Genomic DNA, 17,778 nt, shown 5'->3' with positions numbered 1-17,778 from the left:
TAAAGAACGATACAAGATTGAGGCCAAGAACAGTGAACTTAAGCATAGACACGGGTACGACGTTGCGTCCTCCTCGGGTCTGGTTGGCATGGAGATTCAGGGGGCAATGGCGATATTTGCGGTTAATGTAAAGCGAATACTGAAGCTTATGGGTTGAAAATGCTCACCTCTAGTGGGACAGTAAGCAAAAAATACGATTTTCATTCGTGAAATCTGAATGAAAATCGTATTTTTTGATGTGTTCACTTTCGGTTACGTACAAAAGCTGTGTTTTTCAGTGGCCTCGCCATAATGTCGCGGGCTTTTTCTTTTGTCACGAAAGGGTAAACGCATAAAGTTACGACAGCTACTCGAACTCACCATCGACATATCCGATCCAGTCCCGGAACTATCCGCAGTGATATCGGCAGTCCTTAACGCTCATCCCGACAAGCAAGCCGACATCCTCCGCGCGATGGACGAACAAATCGGAATTGCTCTCGCAGCCGCCCGGTAATACTCCGTACAGGTCGTTAGCTCAGCGGATGAAATCGTCGTATCCGACCGTTCGCGATATTGGGCGTAAGGTGGGCTTCGATGTCGCTGGCGGAATGACTTCGAATGGGACCGCGTTGCTAAGACGCAGAACATGCCGAGCATGGCCGGGAAAGTATACCGGACTGCGTTCGTTTATGGCTAGGATTAAACGTATGGGCCGTCGTAACGAATACGACGTGTACGGCGGCACAGTTCCGCGCAGCAGTGAAGGAGAAGATCGGAAATGGTACGTTGATAGACGGCGTTTCCTCGACGGGAGTGGTTCGTCACAGATGCGTTGCGGTGACGTGAAACTTTGCGGGGATGGACGGACGGTCCACTCTGTCGTTGCGATTAGGTGATTGCTGGAAATGTATCCGGAAGCATCGGTGCCAAACGAAGAGAGTTGACGCAGAACAAAGCGAATCTAATGTAAGGTTATTGTAAGATGAAATCAAAAGGTAAAATCAACCATCGGTAGAATGAGATTAGTATCTGTTTATTTAGGTAGATGGAAAATAAAAATGAAGGTGGTTGGTGTTTTGAAAAGAATTACGATGGTTTCACTTGCTGTAGTCATGTTTCTCACTTTATTGTCAAGTTTCAAAGTGGGTACAAGTTTTGCTGCTTCGGGGTACGCTAGTACCTTAGAGTTGATGAAGTTGAGTCATTATGCGTACTTTGAGTTTGGAACTGCCAGAGGTAAGTTGCGAAATGTTGCCGAAAGTAACCCTGGTTTAATCGCATTAAAAAAAGAAATCAACAAATTGAATTATCCGGAAAAAGTAACTTCGTTTGATGCAATGGGGGATTGGTCTATTGTGGCTTCCATTAATCACCCATATGGGATGGATGCAATCGCATTTAAAAATCGCTTTAAAGATGAAGTTGTAATAGCGTTCCGGGGTACGAGTGACATAAGAGACATAAATACAGATATTGACATGACCTTGGACAATAAAGGAAGGAACATACAAGTGTTGCCTGCTAAGGGATTTGTTCAAAAAATAGCTAAAGAGTTTCCTAACGATAATATTACGCTAACTGGCCATTCACTAGGTGGTTGGCTAGCTCAAAACATGGTATATCATATAAGAGAAAAGAGATTAATTCCAAGAGCAAGATTACTTAACGCTGTGACATTTAACGCGCCCGGCTTTTGGAATCCGAATCTTAAAGGTCAGGAAGACTACCAGGCTTTAATAGCAAAAAATGATTGGTCAAAAGTGAGTAAATACAGTATACCTTTAAACTATGTAACATATGGTGATCCAGTTAGTCACATAGCTTTTAACGGACATATTGGTCAGACTATAAAAATAGGCAAACAAGGATACCACAATGTCCACTCAATTTTAGGTTTTTATGGTCAGAAATATACCGGTCTGGGGGATATTAAAATTCCGAAAAACTGAGTATATGTAAATGTCGCCCACTGACGTAACGTAATCATACGTCGGTGGGCGTATATTTCTCGACATCCCCGAATCCACGACTCAGTAAACTCCGGTACCATCCCGCGTGACTTCGCACACCTTTATACCGCGTTTCCGAAACTCCCGTCGAACATCCGAAAGCACCGTCGTTGTACAATCCAATGCGTAATCATCTCCGTATACGGTCCCGGAGTTTTGAATGACTCCTTGATGAGTTCGAGTCGCGTTCGAATACTGACAGAATAATCGGGAGTAAAAGATACGATTTTATCAATTCGAGTTCCACCGTTGTTGCTCCTCATTAACCACCTTTAAATAAGAACATTTGTTCTTGTTATCCCCCGATTCAGACTCTTATCAACCGGGTTTCTTCTTATTTATAATAGCGAACAAGCCCCGTTATAAAAACGGAGCCTACGTGATACCGACGGAGCGTTTGCGGATACATAAAGAAAGAAGTGTTGTGATGAAAATTAATGAAGTAATAAAAGATAGTGTATAATAGAATTATTAGAAGTAATCAATTATAAAAGAGGGGATACAATCATGATGAAAAATCTTTGGAAAAAGCTTTTGAAGAAAGGTTTTACGGTTGAATTGGATCAACTTCCAAAAAATAAACAAGAATTTTTAGATGAAATTGAACGTTATTGTATGAAAGAAAAGGTAACATATGAGTTTGTCAAATATGATAGACCTGCAGTTATTTCTATAGATAATGTTGTTTATAAATGCCAAGTTGAAAATGCAGGAAGACCAGGCTTTGTGCTTCATTTCAAAGAGAGTTAATACCACAATGATTGTTTCTTTTTTCTGTATCGGTTGCACTCCTTCTTGTCGGGCAACCGTTTACATTCCTTGAGCGTAAGACGGGAGAATAACGCAGAGGATACCGTCACGTTGACGAAGAGCGGACTGCATTTATGAAAACTCATCATTCACATACCGTTGAATGAATATATTAGTTTGCGAAAAACTCTTTTTCCAGAATTGAAAAATAATATTGATCAGTCCATTGATTTTGCCAAAAAAGCTCCTCTTTAAAAACAGCTTCCTTTGTCATTCCAATATGTTCCATAAGTGATGAGGAACGAGTATTATTTGAATTGCACATTCCAACCACTTTATGGGCATGTAAATGTTCAAATGCGAATTTCAATAAAAGTGTGGCCGCTTCACTTCCGTAACCCTTACCCCCATATTCCGGAAGTATGGCATACCCTATTTCCCAGCTTTTTCTATATTCGATATAGCTCCAAACTTGCGCTAAACCGATGGGCGTTTTCCTTTTATCCGTTGCAATACTTACAATAAAATCATAACTGCTCGTTTGGTCGCTTTCATTGATTTTATGCAGATATTTTTCTCGAACAACTTGTTCATCCGACGGCACATCTTCTTCAAAACACCATAAGTTCTTATCACATTCTAACCTGCAAATGAAATCTAAATCATTAACAGAAATCCTTGACAGCAATAGTTTCTCTCCAAATATCTCCACAAAATACCCTCCATTATTATTAGAATTACTGGTTAAAACCTTCTGCATCAATTTCTGCGAATGTCTTAATCAAGAAACACATAAACATTGATAGAGATGTGCTATTCACGAACTTCGCGAATAATATTATTTTACTTTGATATACTGATAAGGTAAATACCATTTGTCCTGCACAAAAAGAAATAGACCGCCCTCTGGAAAAGGTTAGCGGTCTATCGTAAATCGTTTCCGTACAGCCGCCGCCTTTGAAGCGTTATCGCGTGAATATGACATGTCTAACTTCCGACTAAATTGCCATCATCTATCCCTAAGAACCAATCCTGGCTGCTCGTTTGGCTTACAAGTATGATTTGGATAACCAGAACCTCTGGCAAGTTCAGCAAAAGATTGATATACTAATAATGCATCTGTTCGCTCCTTTTTTTTGTTGGTGTGGTGCTTACAACAATAAAGGAAAAGCAGATTTTTTCTATTTTCCGCCTTACGTCATCCTGCCAAGTACTGATTTCGGTTTTGAACTAAATAGAAAAGGGGAAATATGAAAATGAAAATTAATTTGGTTTTTACTAATAAAGGAAAAACGGCAATAGAAAAATTCAATAATGAAGAATTAATTGAGATATTCGCTAGATATAGTAAAACATTAGCAAAGCACTATCCGATTGATGTTACTGTTCCCACTGAGCTTAATCAGAATATTGTTGCAGAAGGTGTTATAACCGTGGTGGCTGAAAACGTGAAATGTGACGCAGTTATCTTTTTTAAAGAATTAGCTAGAGATATTAAAGTCCCTTTAAATAAAAGACTGGGTGGAAAATTAGACACCGTATATAAAATAGTAGTGGTTTGATTGTCGGTAGTAGTCTATTTGAAGCCCGACACCAAGCAATGCATGAACTATAGAAAAAGATTCGAGACACGTTGAAGAAGAGAACGTAATTCTAAAAAAGGTAATGCACTACTTCGCAAAGGACCGGCGCTGATCTACGGATTTGTATACTAACACCACTTTCAGCTCCGTGTCGCGAAGATGTGCTCCGTATTTCAAGTTTCTCGAAGTGGATAGTGTTTCCACGATGCAAGGAAAACGCGGCTCTTATTATAGGCAACTTAATCTCCTTCAATGACCATAATTAGTCATTCTCTTCTAAAACCAGCAATTTGTAATCAATTGGTGACAATAGTCATAAATGAATTGCATTGTGTTGTACGAAAGAGCATAAAAGCCACCGTATTCATTCCCATTTTTTCATGGGAGACCACCGTACGGTAATCCGTAATTATCCCGTTTTCCTCTAATCGACGGACACGTTCCGTCACTGCCGGCTGGGTTAACCCTACACACTTACCAATTGAAGTTATAGATTATCGTGCATTCTTCCAGCAAATTCTTCTGATCAATTTGAAGAAGGTCGTGAAGTCAATGTGCCGGTGCTGACGGATGCCTACGTCGCTTATGAATGCAAAGTGACCGACATCCGGACGCATGCGCTCATGATAAGAAATCGGCTCTAACGATTTCTTCCGCTCGTCTTCTGCCCGCCCTAATCATCAGCAACCAAAAGTAATATTCTCCATTAAAAAGTAAACAGGCTTGTCCCCGTTTCGTATAAAGCAGGGCGAACAATCAGAAGTTGCTTCTGCACGACAATAGCCAGATATATTGATGCCGCCCCATTATTTTTTTAGATTGTTCAAGCTGTCTAAAAAATCTCCGATGGAGAGGTCGCTTATTTGCTCAACAAGCTGATCCATTTGTGTCTTTTTGCGGAGAGATCCGATAAGCAGCACTTCCACTGCTTGATCTCGGTCAACGAGGATTGACTGCACTTTAAGTGAATTTGTTAACAAGGCGGCGATGACCGCGATCTGATCGACAGTCAGTTTTGGGGTACTGCTTTTTTTTTTATTGTTTTTATTTTTATCGTTACATTTTTTTTGCCGTCCTTTCGAAAAGGTCACTGACACTCACCTTCTTGTCAAATTATCCATGTTGGATTGACGAATCTATTGCAAACATGTTAAGAGACGGTTTCTTTTGGTTCAGGTATAGGTTCCACAAGACCGGATGAGAAAACAATAACTAATAAAATGACGACAATAAGCAGTACTTTTCGTTGATCCTCATCACGCATCACGGTTCCCCCTTATGAGTCCTGCATTACTGATATAGTAAGCAAAAGTGCTGTAAAAGGTTCCGGTGGTTGACCATTTCCCCAAAAAATCAACTGTTATCTAACGATTTTGTAACCTTACATTTCCTTTTCAACCGACAAAGATATGCTATAATGTTGATGGAAATTGTCGATTGATAGGTGAATAGTTGAATTCATCTCAAAAGGAGGCGGATGGTATGCAACCAAGAAAAAAAAGGGAAAGGCCGGCATTATGGCTAAGTATGCTGCTCTTTTTTAGTATTATGTTCCTTGTTCCCAGTCCGTCCGCTCATGCTGGATTCCTGCAGAAGCTGTCAGAGCTTCCGGCTGATTTTGACAAGATGAAGCAGCAATATGAAGAAACACGGCAGTCACTTGAGGATGCAAAACGTCAGTCCGACGCCATGCAGCAGCAATTGCAGGCCGAGAACGAATCGCTCAGGCAGCAAAATGAGCAATTGCTCCAGCGCATTGATCAATGGGAGCAGAAAGATGTGGAAGCGAAGCTGCAGGAGAAGCTGCAATTTCGCCGGATTATGATTACTGTATTTACAGGGATTGGTCTGGTTCTGCTATATATTATTATGACCCGGGTACTGCGTATCTTTGTCTGGCGCCGAACGATGAAATAAAGGAGAAGCTGATGGAAGTCATTCAAGAAGCCCAAGAATTGCATGCACAGATGACTTCCCTGCATCTGAGCGGGGATGAGGCCGTTTATATTTTGCACCCGCGGCAAATTATCGCCTTCCAAGGCAATTCCGCCAATCGTGAGGATCGGTTCATGGACATTGCCGGGATGTACCGCAAACGCAAATTTATACAATCTAGAATCAGTGGACCGTCTACCGTTATGCTCGGCTTGCCGAACGGTTATTGCTTAAAGACATTGCATATTACGGAGGGCAGCGATCTGCTGTTTGAATGGAAGCATATTCTGTTCTACACCGAAGGCATTCATGTAGAGCGGCGCATCCAAAAGTTGAAAAATGTGCTCATTACAAAAGAAATCGTAAAGATGAAGTTCCATGCTGACGATGGATTGTTAGGCATCTTGTCGAACGGTCCCTTGTATTCGATGCAGCTGCATCCAGAGCAACCCACCTATGTGAATATCGGCTGCCTTGTCGCCTATCCTGAGAATGCGACGTTGAAGCCGTGCGTGTACGGTAATTCCATAGCGAGCCAGAACATGAATGTCCAATGGGAAATAACCGGAACAGGGCATGTCCTGCTGCAAACGAACATAAACGATCGTCAATTGGAGCATGATTTAGAAGGGGACGGCTTGGTTAAAAGAATCATGAGGGAGACGATACCGTTTGGCGGGATATTCATTCGTTAGACCGGATCCGAATACATAGGTACCGCTCGTTCATTAGATCATTACGAAGGCTAATGAAGGGCGGTTATTTGTTTTATTGCGTCAATTATAAAAGGTTGACAACCGCCTGTGAAGTCGGTACATTAATTTTTGCGACAATTTGATATAGGAAGGATTATTCATGAACACATATTTGTTTCCGATTAAGATTGCCCTCATTACATTTCCTTTCGTAGCGCTTTTTTTGACGCTCCCGTTTCTTATCGTGCAATACCGCAAATACGGCTACGTTAATAAAGTGCGTTCTCTCGTGCTGTATTCCATGCTGCTTTATTTTATTTCCGCTTTTTATCTCGTCATTTTGCCGCTGCCTGCGCAGACACATAATTGCGTGGAGCGGTCGAGCGCCGTATTTGAGCAGCTGAGGCCGTTTCAATTCGTTCGCGATATTGTGAAAGAATCCAGAGTTGAATGGTCACATCCGAGCACCTATGTCTATTTGTTGCAGGAGCGGGCATTTTTTCAAGCGGCGTTTAATATGGTGCTGACACTGCCGCTAGGAGTGTACTTGCGCTATTACTTCCGCCGCTCCTTCTTGCAGACGACCGTGATTGCATTGCTGGTATCCTTGTTCTTTGAAGTAACGCAGCGTACCGGGTTGTATGGCATTTACGACTGTCCGTATCGCTTGTTTGACGTGGATGATCTGCTTCTGAATACGTTAGGCGGTATGGCCGGATTTTTGTTGGCGCCACTGATTACGTATTTCCTGCCTCGTTCGCATCAATTGGACGATAAAGTCGATTTGAAGAGCAAGCCGGTTGGATTTATCCGCAGAGGTATCGCCGTATGGCTCGATTCAATAGTCTTGTCCATCGTGATGGGCTGCGTGTACATCGTGTTCACTGCTCTAGTATATAAAGAAAGAATGGCGAAATTCGATTTACTAAGCATGAATCCTATTTATTTGGCAGCGGGCATATTCATCTACTTCATTGTGCTGCCGCTATTTACGGAAGGCAAGACGTTCGGTAAATGGGTGACACGGATTCATCTGCAAGAAGACCGATTGGATTCAGAAGAACAACAACGTGTCGTATCCTTCTCTGGATTGCTCAAACGGTACGGGATTCTCTATTTCGGTGTTGGCGGCATCAACTACGTGTTCTGGTATGTATTGAATTTCAACGAAGTGATGGATTCCCCTCTTGTTATGGTAGCGATTTTCTTGGCGTGGCTCATTTTCAATGGAGTGCTGTTCATTCATCTCTTGCTTCATTTGTTTAAAAAAGATAAGCGTCTTTTCTACGAAAAAATAAGCGGCACTCGAAACGTCATTATGATACCGGAGCGCATGCTGCGCGATATGGATCTGCTGCCGACCACTCCAGAAAAAGAAGAAACGATGAATGAGGAGGCGACGAAACGTTCTCCTGACACATCGTATAACGATACAAATGAAGAGCCGCTTCACGATGCGCAGGAACTGCCGTCAACGAGCGAAATGGAATCTGAACGTACCGAGCGGGAACAGCTCTCAAAAGAGGAGTTCATCGCTCAGGAACTCGCCAGACTGAAGGCGAAGTTGGCGCAATCGGGTTCAACGCCGGCAGGCTCCGAGCAGGATGGATTAACAAGCGGTGGCACACAACGTACTGCCGGGGACCGTCCAGCTGACGAAGACAAAGGCAAGTAAAGCGGGAGCTCTAGCCGCGCAGACAGGGCGGACTCTTACGGACGAAAGGCGCAACCGCCCTATCCATAGAGTAAGGCCCCTTCCCACGAGTCAAGTCGAATGGAAGGGGCCTTTATTATTTCAATGAAGCGGGCTTGGGCCGCTTCTTGCGGAAGCGGGCCGCCACATAGTTGCGCTTGCGGTCACGATAGAAGATCCATCCGCCTATAAAGCCTGCGCCAATGAGGAACAGCACAAGTCCGCCTAAAAGCGACAACCATCCGAATGCCGGGTTGGCGATTGCATCATTCCCTTTGTCGGCGATGTATTGGAAGATGACATTTTTTATAACGAGAAAGCCGTATGTAGCCGCTATGCCTGGCAGGACAAGCAACAATATGGCGATAAAACGAGTGATGACATGCGTCTGCTTCATAATGATATCACCTGTCAGTTCATTGTTAGATTCGTATCACCCCCTATCTTACCGTGATTTGCAGCACATGTCTAATCTTTCCTGCTCCTGCTGGTGTGCGCATCTGGGAAACATGTTTGGCGGGTGAACAAAAAGAGAGTACAATAGAACCATTGGAGTTGTACGTTTTATAGAGGTTGTTCAGAAAGTTCCTTTTTGAACATGCGCTTATAGCGGAAATATCGTCTAAAGGAGTGTTGATCAATGACAAAACAAGTGGACGTCGCCATACTCGGTGGCGGAACGGGTGGATATATTGCAGCAATCGCGGCTTCGCAAGCAGGGAAGAAGGTAGTTGTCATCGAACGGGAGAAGCTGGGCGGAACCTGCCTGCATCGCGGCTGCATACCGAGCAAAGCACTATTGCGGAGCGCAGAATTATATAGACAAGCACAGAATAGCAGCACGTTCGGTATCGAGATCGAAGGGGTGAAGCTGAACTTTGAGCGCGTGCAATCCCGGAAGCAGGAAGTCGTCGAGCAACTGCATCGCGGAGTGCAATTCCTGATGCGCAAGCACCATATCGAAGTCATCCAAGGCAATGGACGAGTTATGGGGCCGTCTATTTTTTCGCCGAAGAGCGGCTCAGTAGCCGTTGAGTGTGATAACGGAGAAGCGGTGACGCTCGTTCCGAAGCAGTTGATTATAGCGACAGGTTCAAGACCGCGTGCATTACCAGGACTTCAAGTAGATGGAACCTATGTGGTGACGACGGATGAGGCGCTGGAATGGACGGCTTTGCCACGTCGCGTCGCCATCGTGGGAGGCGGAGTTATCGGAATGGAATGGGCGTCCATGCTCGTCGATTTCGGCGTGGAGGTGGATGTCATCGAAGCTGCCTCGCATATCGTGCCGCAGGAGGATGAAGACACCTCGCACGAGCTTGAGCGGCAGTTGAAGAAGCGAGGGGCCCGTATACATACGCAAGCGAAAATACAACCTGAAGAAATACATGTGGATGAAGCTGCCGGCGAGGTGCATTTGCTCGTTGAAGTGGGTGGAGAGACATCTAGCATAATTGCAGACAAGCTTCTCGTATGTATAGGCAGACAAGCCAATATTGAAAATATCGGACTGGAAAATTCAGGAATCGAGTCTGCGGATGGATTCATCCGAGTCAATGAATGGATGCAGACGAATGAATCACATATATATGCGATTGGCGATGTGATTGGCGGACTCCAGCTTGCCCATGCAGCCTCCGCAGAAGCGCTCGCCGCAGTTAGCCACTTCAATGGACAGGCAGCTATTTCCCTCGATTACCGTCGTATTCCGCGTTGTATCTACTCGATGCCGGAAGCGGCTTCTATAGGTTGGACGGAGAAGGAAGCGAGAGCAGCCGGAATGGATATTCAAGTGAGCAAAATGCCGTTTCAAGCGATTGGCAAGGCCATCGTGCACGGGGAAACGGACGGATTTGTGAAAGTGATCGCCGACGCGAAGAGCAACGACTTGCTTGGTGTTCATATTGTCGGTCCGCATGCTACCGAATTGATTGGCGAGGCGGCAGTGGCCAAATGGCTGGATGCCACGCCATGGGAAATGGGCCATGTCATTCATCCGCATCCGTCTCTGTCTGAAATTATGGGAGAAGCGATGTTGGCGATGGAAGGGCGATCGTTAAGCATGTGACAAGCTGGACGGATCTGACGTTTTCTTTTTCAAAAGGTTAAGGTTATAATAGTGTTAGGCTCAAGTCTTAGTACCTGGTATTATGTAATGAATTGCTTGACCGGAATGGATGGATTACGTTGATATTAAAGGAGGATGACTCCATGACGCCTGACGTGACTGTTCGTCAGAAGATGAAGCATGAAGAACTCGGATTAACGAATGCGCAAGCCATTGAAATGTACCGCATGATGGTGCTTGCCCGTAAATATGACGAACGCGCGTTGCTGCTGCAGCGTGCCGGGAAAATTAACTTCCATGTCTCCGGCATCGGCCAAGAAGCGGCCCAAGTCGCAGCCGCATTTGCCCTTGACCAGAATAAAGACTATTTCTTGCCATATTACCGCGATTACGGCTTCGTGCTGTCTGTCGGCATGACCGTGCGCGAATTAATGCTTGCCCTGTTCGGGAAAGTGCAGGATCCGAACAGCGGCGGACGCCAAATGCCGGGCCACTTCGGCTGCAAACGGCTGCGTATCGTTACCAGCTCCAGTCCAGTAACGACTCAGGTTCCGCACGCTGTAGGCATAGCGCTTGCCGCCAAGATGCGTAAGGAAGATTCGGTGTCCTTCGTCACCTTGGGAGAAGGCTCTAGCAATCAGGGAGATTTTCATGAAGGCTGCAACTTTGCAGGAGTCCACAAAGTACCGGCTATCATCATGGTTGAGAACAACCAATATGCGATTTCGGTGCCTATCGCCAAGCAGGTGGCCGGTCGAATTAGCGATCGGGCGCTAGGCTACGGATTCCCAGGAGTGCGCGTCGACGGCTGTGATGTGCTGGAAGTATTTCGCGTCATGAAAGAAGCGCGTGAACGGGCGGTGCGCGGTGAAGGACCGACGCTGATCGAAGCGATGATGTACCGATTATCGCCTCACTCCACTTCAGACAACGACTTGGCTTATCGGACGAAGGAAGAAGTCGACGCGAATTGGGAGAAGGACGGAATACCTCGCTATAAAGCGTATTTGATGGAATGCAGCATTTGGTCGGAAGAAGATGAGGCCAAGCTGCTTGCGGAATTGAAAGCCATTATCGACGATGCGACGGCTTATGGGGAACAGGCTTCATTTCCACAGCCGGAAGATGCATTGACACATGTCTACGCAGAGGAGGAACGCGGAACATGGCAGTAATGGAATATATCGACGCCATTCGACTGGCGATGAAAGAAGAGATGGAGCGCGATAGCGAAGTGTTCGTGCTTGGGGAGGATGTCGGCGTGAAGGGCGGCGTCTTCACCACAACGAAAGGGCTGTATGAGCAATTCGGTGAGGAGCGTGCGTTGGATACGCCACTGGCCGAATCGGCAATTGCCGGGGTCGCTATCGGTGCGGCCATGGTTGGGATGAAGCCGATTGCGGAAATGCAATATTCGGACTTCATGTTCCCGGCAACGAACCAGATCATTAGCGAAGCGGCCAAGATTCGCTACCGTTCCAACAACGATTGGACGTGTCCTTTAGTTATCCGAGCCCCTATCGGCGGCGGAGTGGCAGGCGGATTATATCATTCTCAATGTCCAGAATCAGTCTTTTTCGGGACGCCGGGACTCAAGATTGTTGCTCCGGCCACGGCTTACGATGCGAAAGGATTGTTAAAAGCCGCGGTGCGCGATCCCGATCCGGTCATCTTTTTTGAGAATAAGAAGTGCTATCGGATGATTACAGGAGACGTTCCGGACGACGATTATATTGTGCCTATCGGTAAGGCGAATGTACTGCGCGAAGGGACGGATATTACCGTTATTGGCTACAGCCTGCCGCTTCACTATGCCCTTCAGGCTGCAGAGGAGTTGGCGAAAGAAGGCATTAGCGCGCACATCCTCGATCTGCGCACCATCCAGCCGCTCGATCGTGAAGCCATTCTTGAGGCTGCAGCGAAGACAGGCAAGGTTCTCATCATTCATGAAGATAATAAGACAGGCGGAGTGGGCGCCGAAGTGTCTGCTATCATTTCAGAGGAACTGCTGTATGATTTGGATGCTCCAATCAAGCGGCTGTGCGGACCGGATATTCCGGCAATGCCGTTCAGTCCTCCATTGGAGAAGTTCTTTATGTTAAGCAAGGATAAAGTAAAAGAAGCGATGCGTCAGCTGGCGCTATTCTAATGAACGGGAACTATCGATCGAGGACACGGGAGCGTCAGCATCCTGCTGTTCCTCTGTCGGTTCAAGAACGGGAGTGAGAAACAATGTCTTCAGACAATGTAAAAGAAGTAACCATGCCGCAGCTCGCGGAATCACTCGTGCAAGCTACAATCGGGAAATGGTTAAAGCGTCCCGGCGAATCGTTCGATGCGTACGAACCGATCTGTGAAGTGCTCACTGACAAGGTCGTAGCAGAGATTCCAGCAACGGAAGCTGGGGTCATGATCGAAATCTTGGCGCAGGAAGGTGATACGGTCGCTGTCGGCGCCGTAATTTGCCGTGTGCTGCCGGAAGGAGCTCCAGCACTGGCAGCGGCTGCTCCAGCAGCAGTAGAGGCAACACCATCGATTCCAGCGGGGACGACGATTAGCGGGACGGCTCAAGGCCAGGAAATGCGGCAGCGGTATTCACCAGCCGTACAACGTCTGGCGCAGGAGCATGGTGTTGACTTGCTAAGCGTGAACGGAACAGGGCAGGGAGGACGCATTACGCGCAAAGACGTGATGGCTGCGATCGAGTCCCATGCAGTGGCTACGATGAAGCCGCAGACTTCGGCGCATGCCGCTTCTGCGACGACACCAGCAGCAGGCCGTGGGACGGCCACGGCGTCTCCCTTCGCGTCAGTCAGCAGCAGTCAGCTTTCGCAAGGAAGTGATGCGAATAGGGGCTCCATGGAGGCAAATGTGACGGTACGTCATTCAGGGCTTCATCTTGGCGAGACGCCGCGCATTCCATCGATTGAAGTCGAAGGACGGGACAGAGCGGGACATGGGGAATCGTTTATTGACGTGACTCCGATTCGTCAAACTATTGCGAGAAATATGCGTCAAAGCGTATCGGAAATCCCGCACGCGTGGACGATGATCGAAGTTGATGTGACGAACCTGGTGCTGCTGCGGAGCAAAATAAAAGATGAATTCAAACGCAAAGAAGGGATCAACTTAACTTACTTGGCGTTTGTCCTGAAAGCTATAGTTAATGCGATTAAAGATTATCCGATTATGAATTCCCACTGGGCAGTTGACAAAATTATCGTAAAGCGCGATATCAATTTGTCTTTGGCAGTGGGCACAGAGGATTCGGTATTGACGCCTGTCATCAAGCAGGCGGATCAGAAAAACATTGCCGGGTTGGCGCGTGAAATTGAGGAATTGGCCCGCAAGACACGGGAGGGACGCTTGCGGCTCGACGATATGCAAGGCGGCACGTTCACCGTTAATAACACGGGGTCGTTCGGATCGATTCTGTCTTATCCGATTATTAATTACCCGCAAGCAGCTATTTTGACCTTTGAATCCATTGTGAAGAAGCCTGTCGTCATCAACGATATGATTGCCGTCCGCTCTATGGCCAATATGTGTCTGTCCTTGGATCACCGCATCTTGGATGGCGTAATCTGCGGGCGCTTCCTGCAGCGCGTCAAGGAGAACCTGGAAGGCTATTCGCTGGATACGAAGGTATATTAAGCACGGGCACGAATCGACAGAAGAAAGCGTGAGACGATGAACCCTAACAAGGTAATGATAAGCTCAGGAAAAGCTATAAACGTTCACTATTTGGATCGAATCGACTATGGGGCCGCTTGGGATAAGCAAAAAGAATTGGTGCACGCTATCGATGACGGTACGGAGCAAGATTCATTGCTCCTTCTGGAGCATCCTCCGACCTATACCATCGGCTCGCAGCGCCATCCCGAGCATCTGCTGCTCAGTCCGGAACAGCTGCAGCAGCAAGGAATCGCGGTCTATGAAATCGATCGCGGAGGGGATATTACATACCATGGTCCAGGGCAATTGGTAGGATACCCTTTGCTGTTGCTTGAAGGTCCTCAGCTCGATTTGCACGGCTATTTGCGTTCTTTGGAAGAAGCCATCATTCAATTTCTGGGAACGTTCGGCATCGAAGGCAGCCGTAAACCGGAGTATACTGGCGTATGGGTGGGAAATCTGAAGATTGCTGCCATCGGCGTCAAGTTCAACCGCTGCCGCCACCGTCGTGGATTCGTGACGAGTCACGGCTTTGCCCTGAACGTAAAGAGCGGCATACAGCATGAAGGCTTTAGCGGAATTATCCCTTGCGGGATAAGCGAATATGGCGTCACCTCATTGGAGGATTGCACAGGTCAGACCTTCTCCGTGAACCAGGTAGGACAGATGCTGCTGCCGCATGTCACACAAGTGCTGGGCTTTGAGCGCGCGCTCATCAGGACGCAGCTGCAATAAGCCTGTCTGAGCGCATTACGCGAAATATAAGAGAAGCCATGCATGAATGCATGGCTTGTCCCATAAGCTGCTTGCTCTGTATGATGCGGCTCCCAGTCTAACCGAATATGAAAGGTTCAATCAGGGCAAATAAGGTCGACCCGATCATGGCAGCCAGCATGAGGTAAACCACAATTTTAAACCATTTAGTTGATTTCACGGTATAAAGAACTCCTTTCTACGCAATACATGATGCACTTCTCACTATTTTAACTAAGAAATCGTCTGGAGGAAAGCGAAATGGTCCAACAGGAAAGACTTGTGCAACATTTTATGGAATTGGTGAAAATCGACAGCGAAACGAAGCACGAGCGTGTCATCTGCGATACGCTGAAGCAACAATTCGAAGCATTGGGCTTGCGCGTTACGGAAGATGATACGACAGGGACGACCGGTCATGGCGCAGGGAATTTGATTGTCACTTGGCCGGCAACCGAAGGAACGGACGGCGCGAAGCGCTTGTTCTTCACGTCCCACATGGATACGGTGCAACCAGGCAACGGAATCAAGCCGCAGCTTGGCGAGGACGGCTATATTCGCAGCGACGGTACGACCATTCTCGGTTCAGATGATAAAGCCGGTCTTGCCGCTATGTTCGAAGCGATCCGGGTCATTCAAGAGAACAATCAGGCGCACGGACAAATTCAGTTCATCATTACGGTTGGCGAGGAATCTGGCCTCGTCGGCGCGCGTGCGATGGATGCGAAGCATTTGGAAGCGGACTTCGGTTATGCGCTTGACTCCAACGGGGAGATCGGAGCGATTGCGGTAGCGGCGCCGACACAAGCGAAGATTACGATGGAAGTGTACGGCAAATCCGCGCATGCAGGCGTGAATCCGGAAGATGGCATCAGCGCGATTCAAGTGGCCAGCAAAGCGATTTCCCGCATGCCGCTGGGACGGATTGACCACGAAACGACGGCGAACATCGGTCGATTCGCAGGCGGCGGCGCGACGAACATCGTGTGCGACTATGTAAAATTGGATGCGGAAGCACGCAGCATCGTGCAGCATAAGGTGGAAGCGCAAGTGAAGGCAATGAAGGAAGCGCTGGAAAGCGCGGCTGCCGACTGCGGCGCGCGTGCGGAATTCAAGAGCGATATCGTATATCCGGGATTCAACTTTACCGAGAAGGACGAAGTGGTGCAGCTGGCGCAGCGTGCCGTCGAACGCATCGGCTCTACCGCTCGCTTATTTCATTCCGGCGGCGGCAGCGATGCGAACATCTTTAATGGCATGGGCGTGCCGACAGTGAACCTTGCGGTCGGTTACTTGGATATCCATACGACGAAAGAGCGGATTCACGTATCTGATCTGGTGAAGACGAGCGAGCTTGTCTTGGCGCTCATTCAAGAGGCTGCTCAGTACTAATCGGCACAGACAACTTTAACAACGCTGAACGCAAGCACGACAGCTCCATTCTGCCCGGCTCATTCGTGAAGGGGGAGAGATCGTTGTCTTTCATTCATCATACCAGCATGTTCGAATTGCAGTACCGGAATGCGGCGCCTTACGAGGTGCCGCACTTTCATTCCCATTCCAGCTATGAGATTTACATGTTCCATGCCGGGAAAGTGCACTATCTGATCGGCGATCAAATATATATGCTGGAGCCGGGCGATCTGATTCTAATGCATGGCCTCACGCTGCATCGGCCGAATATCGATACGTGTTATCCGTATGTGCGCTCCATCATCCATTTCGATCCGCGCTATGTCGAGGCGGTTCATCCCAATTTGCCTGTCGAATCCGGAGATGATGTGCTGCGCCCGTTTCGGGAATTGAAGTATGCGCGTTTGAAGCTCCCGAGTGCTCATCGGGAAGAAGCAGAGCGGCTGCTGACGCGCATGAAATCCTTCGCAGGACGAAGCGATTTCGTCGGGGAGCGCCGGATGCAGCTGGCATTTTTGGATTTGCTTTATTGTATATACGACTGGTGCAAAGAGCCTATGGCGGCGTTGCCGCCGGCAGGCGAACGCGAGAAGTACGTGCAGGAGACGATTCGCGTCATCGAAGGCTGCTATCAAGAAGATGTGACGTTAGACGATATCGCCGAGCGACAGCATCTGAACAAATATTATTTGAGCAAAGTGTTCAAAGACGTAACCGGTACGACGGTGTTCACGTATTTGTATCACCGCCGTATTAATCAGGCGAAGGTGTGGTTTTTGACGGAACCGCAATGGAGCGTCACGGATGTATCCTTTCGCGCGGGATTCAAGCACTTGCCTCATTTTTCACGCCTATTCAAGCAAATGGTCGGTTGCACTCCCGAACAGTACCGCAAGCAGTTGTTCAGTTCTCCCGAGAAGCAGTAGCTTATAAAAAAGAATTGGCGTGAGCCAGTTCTTTTTTTATGAAAATCATAGCAGTTCCTCGCTTCTGTTCATGCTTTCGAGCACGTTCCACTTTGTCTTGACGTGCTCTTTTGCCCAGCCATCCAACGATTCAGACTACGCGAAAAAAGGTTCGATGTTTTATTGCTCTGGACATGTGGGGGATGATCTTCGACTGCAATCATTATTTCTTCATCAGATCCACAGTAATTGTTACTTTTACCTATGCTCTCGAGCGCCCACATCCATGTCATAATGGCTCTTTTGCCCATTCTACC

Annotated in this window: 19 protein-coding genes and 1 pseudogene; 15 read left to right on the top strand and 5 right to left on the bottom strand. The window is 47.3% G+C overall.

What is annotated here, in order from left to right; genetic code table 11:
* The 4 genes and pseudogenes from M3650_RS25285 to M3650_RS25270 form a co-directional block, all read left to right on the top strand.
* Nucleotides 1–157, top strand: a pseudogene (locus M3650_RS25285) (IS5/IS1182 family transposase); the annotation flags it as partial.
* 367 nt (nucleotides 158–524) lie between these two features.
* On the top strand, nucleotides 525–878 hold the full coding sequence (locus tag M3650_RS25280) for a hypothetical protein (protein WP_251578809.1): 354 nt from the start codon (nucleotides 525–527) through the stop codon (nucleotides 876–878).
* Nucleotides 879–998: 120 nt separating this feature from the next.
* The gene (locus M3650_RS25275) at nucleotides 999–1,931 is read left to right on the top strand and encodes a Tle-like phospholipase domain-containing protein (RefSeq protein ID WP_251578808.1); all 933 of its coding nucleotides are present in this window, start codon (nucleotides 999–1,001) and stop codon (nucleotides 1,929–1,931) included.
* A gap of 567 nt (nucleotides 1,932–2,498) precedes the next feature.
* The gene (locus tag M3650_RS25270; protein ID WP_251578807.1) at nucleotides 2,499–2,741 is read left to right on the top strand and encodes a DUF4318 domain-containing protein; all 243 of its coding nucleotides are present in this window, start codon (nucleotides 2,499–2,501) and stop codon (nucleotides 2,739–2,741) included.
* A gap of 172 nt (nucleotides 2,742–2,913) precedes the next feature.
* Here the strand turns inward: M3650_RS25270 and M3650_RS25265 are convergent, their stop codons facing one another.
* On the bottom strand, nucleotides 2,914–3,453 hold the full coding sequence (locus tag M3650_RS25265; protein ID WP_251578805.1) for a GNAT family N-acetyltransferase: 540 nt from the start codon (nucleotides 3,451–3,453) through the stop codon (nucleotides 2,914–2,916).
* Between the two features lie 544 nt (nucleotides 3,454–3,997).
* On the opposite strand from M3650_RS25265, the gene M3650_RS25260 reads away from it, so the two are divergent.
* Nucleotides 3,998–4,303, top strand: coding sequence for a hypothetical protein (locus M3650_RS25260; RefSeq protein ID WP_251578804.1), 306 nt, complete (start codon nucleotides 3,998–4,000; stop codon nucleotides 4,301–4,303).
* Between the two features lie 317 nt (nucleotides 4,304–4,620).
* Here the strand turns inward: M3650_RS25260 and M3650_RS25255 are convergent, their stop codons facing one another.
* Both M3650_RS25255 and M3650_RS25250 read right to left on the bottom strand, forming a co-directional pair.
* Complete coding sequence (locus tag M3650_RS25255; protein ID WP_311295130.1) at nucleotides 4,621–4,806, bottom strand: Lrp/AsnC family transcriptional regulator; 186 nt, start codon at nucleotides 4,804–4,806, stop codon at nucleotides 4,621–4,623.
* A gap of 324 nt (nucleotides 4,807–5,130) precedes the next feature.
* Entirely contained in the window at nucleotides 5,131–5,415 is a 285-nt protein-coding gene (locus M3650_RS25250) for a hypothetical protein (protein ID WP_019422896.1), read from the bottom strand.
* A 391-nt stretch (nucleotides 5,416–5,806) separates the two neighbouring features.
* Here M3650_RS25250 and M3650_RS25245 point away from each other — a divergent pair, with 391 nt between their 5' ends.
* The 3 genes from M3650_RS25245 (at nucleotide 5,807) to M3650_RS25235 (ending at nucleotide 8,629) form a co-directional block, all read left to right on the top strand.
* The gene (locus M3650_RS25245; RefSeq protein ID WP_251578803.1) at nucleotides 5,807–6,241 is read left to right on the top strand and encodes a cell envelope integrity protein TolA; all 435 of its coding nucleotides are present in this window, start codon (nucleotides 5,807–5,809) and stop codon (nucleotides 6,239–6,241) included.
* An 11-nt stretch (nucleotides 6,242–6,252) separates the two neighbouring features.
* Entirely contained in the window at nucleotides 6,253–6,954 is a 702-nt protein-coding gene (locus M3650_RS25240; protein WP_251578802.1) for an AIM24 family protein, read from the top strand.
* 160 nt (nucleotides 6,955–7,114) lie between these two features.
* A complete protein-coding gene (locus M3650_RS25235) occupies nucleotides 7,115–8,629 on the top strand; it encodes a VanZ family protein (RefSeq protein ID WP_251578801.1) in 1,515 nt (504 codons plus the stop codon).
* 115 nt (nucleotides 8,630–8,744) lie between these two features.
* Here the strand turns inward: M3650_RS25235 and M3650_RS25230 are convergent, their stop codons facing one another.
* On the bottom strand, nucleotides 8,745–9,044 hold the full coding sequence (locus M3650_RS25230; RefSeq protein ID WP_251578800.1) for a DUF2627 domain-containing protein: 300 nt from the start codon (nucleotides 9,042–9,044) through the stop codon (nucleotides 8,745–8,747).
* A gap of 243 nt (nucleotides 9,045–9,287) precedes the next feature.
* Here M3650_RS25230 and lpdA point away from each other — a divergent pair, with 243 nt between their 5' ends.
* The 5 genes from lpdA (at nucleotide 9,288) to lipB (ending at nucleotide 15,125) form a co-directional block, all read left to right on the top strand.
* Entirely contained in the window at nucleotides 9,288–10,715 is a 1,428-nt protein-coding gene (gene lpdA / locus M3650_RS25225) for a dihydrolipoyl dehydrogenase (RefSeq protein WP_251578799.1), read from the top strand.
* 143 nt (nucleotides 10,716–10,858) lie between these two features.
* Entirely contained in the window at nucleotides 10,859–11,890 is a 1,032-nt protein-coding gene (locus M3650_RS25220) for a thiamine pyrophosphate-dependent dehydrogenase E1 component subunit alpha (RefSeq protein ID WP_251578797.1), read from the top strand.
* The gene (locus M3650_RS25215; protein WP_019422888.1) at nucleotides 11,881–12,864 is read left to right on the top strand and encodes an alpha-ketoacid dehydrogenase subunit beta; all 984 of its coding nucleotides are present in this window, start codon (nucleotides 11,881–11,883) and stop codon (nucleotides 12,862–12,864) included. Before M3650_RS25220 ends, M3650_RS25215 begins: the two co-directional genes overlap by 10 nt.
* An 83-nt stretch (nucleotides 12,865–12,947) precedes the next feature.
* A complete protein-coding gene (locus tag M3650_RS25210; protein ID WP_251578796.1) occupies nucleotides 12,948–14,369 on the top strand; it encodes a dihydrolipoamide acetyltransferase family protein in 1,422 nt (473 codons plus the stop codon).
* A 36-nt stretch (nucleotides 14,370–14,405) separates the two neighbouring features.
* Nucleotides 14,406–15,125 (top strand): lipoyl(octanoyl) transferase LipB, encoded by a 720-nt coding sequence (gene lipB, locus M3650_RS25205; RefSeq protein ID WP_251578795.1) that lies wholly within the window; start codon nucleotides 14,406–14,408, stop codon nucleotides 15,123–15,125.
* A gap of 97 nt (nucleotides 15,126–15,222) precedes the next feature.
* Here the strand turns inward: lipB and prli42 are convergent, their stop codons facing one another.
* Nucleotides 15,223–15,324 (bottom strand): stressosome-associated protein Prli42, encoded by a 102-nt coding sequence (gene prli42 / locus M3650_RS25200; protein WP_019422885.1) that lies wholly within the window; start codon nucleotides 15,322–15,324, stop codon nucleotides 15,223–15,225.
* 80 nt (nucleotides 15,325–15,404) lie between these two features.
* On the opposite strand from prli42, the gene M3650_RS25195 reads away from it, so the two are divergent.
* Nucleotides 15,405–16,535, top strand: coding sequence for a M20/M25/M40 family metallo-hydrolase (locus M3650_RS25195; protein WP_251578794.1), 1,131 nt, complete (start codon nucleotides 15,405–15,407; stop codon nucleotides 16,533–16,535).
* 83 nt (nucleotides 16,536–16,618) lie between these two features.
* Nucleotides 16,619–17,482, top strand: coding sequence for a helix-turn-helix transcriptional regulator (locus M3650_RS25190; protein WP_251578793.1), 864 nt, complete (start codon nucleotides 16,619–16,621; stop codon nucleotides 17,480–17,482).
* Nucleotides 17,483–17,778 lie beyond the last annotated feature (296 nt).

It is taken from the genome of Paenibacillus sp. MER TA 81-3 (assembly GCF_023713585.1).
Lineage (GTDB): Bacteria > Bacillota > Bacilli > Paenibacillales > Paenibacillaceae > Paenibacillus_B > Paenibacillus_B profundus.
This window is presented reverse-complemented; position numbering and strand designations above follow the sequence as displayed.